We start from the raw sequence: 2,536 nt of genomic DNA on the forward strand, positions 1-2,536 counted from the left end.
TCGGAATACTGGAGGGTTCAAATAGGTCCCGCGTCGCAGATCTCGCCGCAAGTCCAGCGCGGGACCTATTTGAAGCTGGATTGAACGAAGCCGCGTCTTGTGAGCGAGGACCTATGGGGGCTCGATCTAGGCGCCGGTAGGCGCGATTGACCCGATGTCGGGCCCGCGAGCGAGTGTGGCCGCAGATTGCCGTTGATATTGGCAGCAGAGGATGCCGGCGTCGATAGCGTCGAACGGCGCGTCAAGCCCAAGCGGCTGACTATCGCCCGTTCGCCGCGCGTTGTGAGCGTGCTTGATCGTTCCGACGGAGAACGTCGGCATGGCGATGCCTGCAGTGGGAGCGAACAAGTCGAGGTAGTCGGTCATGATGTATCGCAGCGAGGTGCTGCGCGTCGCGGCGTTTGCGCACGCGGCACAGGCCCAATCTCGACCATGCGGCCTCCGCAGATGGGGCACAAGTCGAGGCGGTGACCAATGAGGATGGCGCAGCGCTCACGATAGTCGACAGCTTCGGCAGGCGGAGGCGGCTCTGGCGCCTTTAGCGCCGCTCGGATGCGCGCGAGTTTGGCGACGCGGCAGGCGTTCGCCAGGAAGCCAAAATGACGGATGCGGCGAAACCCCTTCGGCAATACGTGGAGCAGAAAGCGACGAAGGAACTCCTCAGTGTCGAGCGTCATCACTTTGGATCTGTTGCCAGCGCGATAATCCTTCCACCGGAAGCGGACGTGGCCCTGGTCACAGGTAAGGAGCCGGCCGTTGGCGATTGCAACGCGATGGGTGTAGCGCCCGAGATAGGCCAGAACCTGTTCTGGTCCGCCGAAGGGACGCTTGGCGTAGACGACCCACTCGACCTTGCGGAGGGCGGTTAGATGGCGGGCGAATGCCGCTGGCTCGACGAGGTGCGCGAGATGGCCGAAGAACTGGAGCTTGGTGCCATTGAACGCCGCCTGCAGGCGCTCCAGGAACAGCCGACGATACAATCGTGACAGGACGCGAACGGGAAGGAAGAAGCCGGGGCGACAATGAACCCAGCTTCCATCAGGGGCGATCCCGCCGCCTGGCACGAGGCAATGGGCATGCGGATGATGCGTCAGGGTCTGGCCCCAGGTATGGAGAATGGCGATCATCCCGGTCTCGGCACCGAGATGCTTCGGGTCGGCGCTGATGAGACGGATCGTCTCGGCTGCTGCCTTGAGCAGGATGTCGTAGACCGCCGTCTTGTTCTGCAGCGCGATGGCGGCCACCGGCGCCGGCACGGTGAAGACGACATGGAAATAGGGGACCGGCAGCAGGTCGGCCTGGCGCTCGGCGAGCCATTGGGCGCGCGCGAGCGCTTGGCACTTTGGACAGTGCCGATCGCGACAGCTGTTATAGGCGACGCGGACCAGGCCGCAGTCGTCGCACCGCTCGACGTGGCCGCCGAGCGTCGCTGTGCGACACGCCTCGATGGCCGCCATCACACGGCGCTGATCGGAGGACAGCCGAGGACCCTGCGCGGCACGGAAGGCGCCGCCGTGGCGGCGGAGGATGTCCGCCACCTCGAGCACGGGGCGCATATGCGCAGCTCAGTCGGGTGGGATCACCCTGACGGAGAGTCCATCGAATGGGCTGGTCGTGCGGGCGAGCAGGTTGGTCGCAACCTGAGCGTAGCGCGCGGTCGATCCCAGGTCGGCATGTCCGAGCAGAACTTGAATGATGCGAATGTCGATCCCGCTTTCCAGGAGATGGGTCGCAAACGAGTGCCGGAGCGTATGGACAGTAATCGGCTTGGCAAGCCGAGCGCGGCGGCGGGCGGCGCGGCAGGCCGCCTGGACGCAGCGGACGCTGACATGTTCACTTGGGTCTTGGCCTGGAAATAGCCACAGCCCCGGTCGGGCTCGCATCCAGTACGTACGCAGAATCTCCAGCAGTCGCGGAGAAAGCATCGCGTAACGATCCCTGCCGCCCTTACCGTTCTCGATGTGGATCAACATTCGCTTGCTGTCGATCGAGCTCACCTTCAGGCGGACGACTTCACTAACCCGTAAGCCAGCCGCATAAGCCGTCGCCAGCACGACGCGATTGCGCACCCCTGTAACCGCGTCCAGGAAGCGCTCGATCTCTTCGGCACTAAGCACGAGCGGGAGCTTGTCGGGCTTCTGGCCACCAATGATCCGCTCGAATGCCTCCGTCTGCCCGAGTGTGACGCCGTAGAAGAACCGCAGCGCGCAGGCCACCTGATTGATGTGGGACCACGAGCGCTTTTGGCCGATGAGATGTAGTTGGTAGGCGCGGACCTGCTCGAAACTCAACCGGTCCGGGGCATAGCCGAAATGGCGGCTAAACTTTGCGATCGCATAGATATAGGATTGTTGAGTCGACGGCGACAGATTGCGGACCGTCATGTCCTCGATCATGCGCTGCCGAAGAGGGCTCATCGTAGCCATCTGGGTCTCCTGTCTTGAGAGGGGTGGTGCGAAGACCAACATCCTCTCAGACAGGACACCTCAGTTCAGCAGGTTTGCCCCCTACTGCCGCGTAGCGGGTTCGTTCAATC

At 63.3% G+C, this 2,536-nt stretch carries 3 protein-coding genes; all 3 read right to left on the bottom strand.

Annotation, left to right across the window (positions count from 1 at the left end; translation table 11 throughout):
- Window positions 1-126: 126 nt before the first annotated feature.
- The 3 genes from L6639_RS42800 to L6639_RS42810 are packed head-to-tail and all read right to left on the bottom strand — an operon-like array spanning window position 127 to window position 2,426.
- Entirely contained in the window at window positions 127-366 is a 240-nt protein-coding gene (locus L6639_RS42800; protein WP_128929832.1) for a hypothetical protein, read from the bottom strand.
- Window positions 363-1,556, bottom strand: a complete 1,194-nt coding sequence (locus L6639_RS42805) for an IS91 family transposase (protein ID WP_128929833.1) — start codon at window positions 1,554-1,556, stop codon at window positions 363-365. Before L6639_RS42805 ends, L6639_RS42800 begins: the two co-directional genes overlap by 4 nt.
- 9 nt (window positions 1,557-1,565) lie before the next feature.
- Complete coding sequence (locus L6639_RS42810) at window positions 1,566-2,426, bottom strand: tyrosine-type recombinase/integrase (protein WP_164935788.1); 861 nt, start codon at window positions 2,424-2,426, stop codon at window positions 1,566-1,568.
- Window positions 2,427-2,536 lie beyond the last annotated feature (110 nt).

The organism is Bradyrhizobium zhengyangense, from assembly GCF_022012555.1.
Taxonomy (GTDB): domain Bacteria; phylum Pseudomonadota; class Alphaproteobacteria; order Rhizobiales; family Xanthobacteraceae; genus Bradyrhizobium; species Bradyrhizobium zhengyangense.

Bases quoted from the DNA above. Each gene is read 5' to 3' on its own strand.
- L6639_RS42800 (WP_128929832.1), bottom strand. From the start codon at position 366: ATGACCGACTACCTCGACTTGTTCGCTCCCACTGCAGGCATCGCCATG.
- L6639_RS42805 (WP_128929833.1), bottom strand. From the start codon at position 1,556: ATGCGCCCCGTGCTCGAGGTGGCGGACATCCTCCGCCGCCACGGCGGC.
- L6639_RS42810 (WP_164935788.1), bottom strand. From the start codon at position 2,426: ATGGCTACGATGAGCCCTCTTCGGCAGCGCATGATCGAGGACATGACG.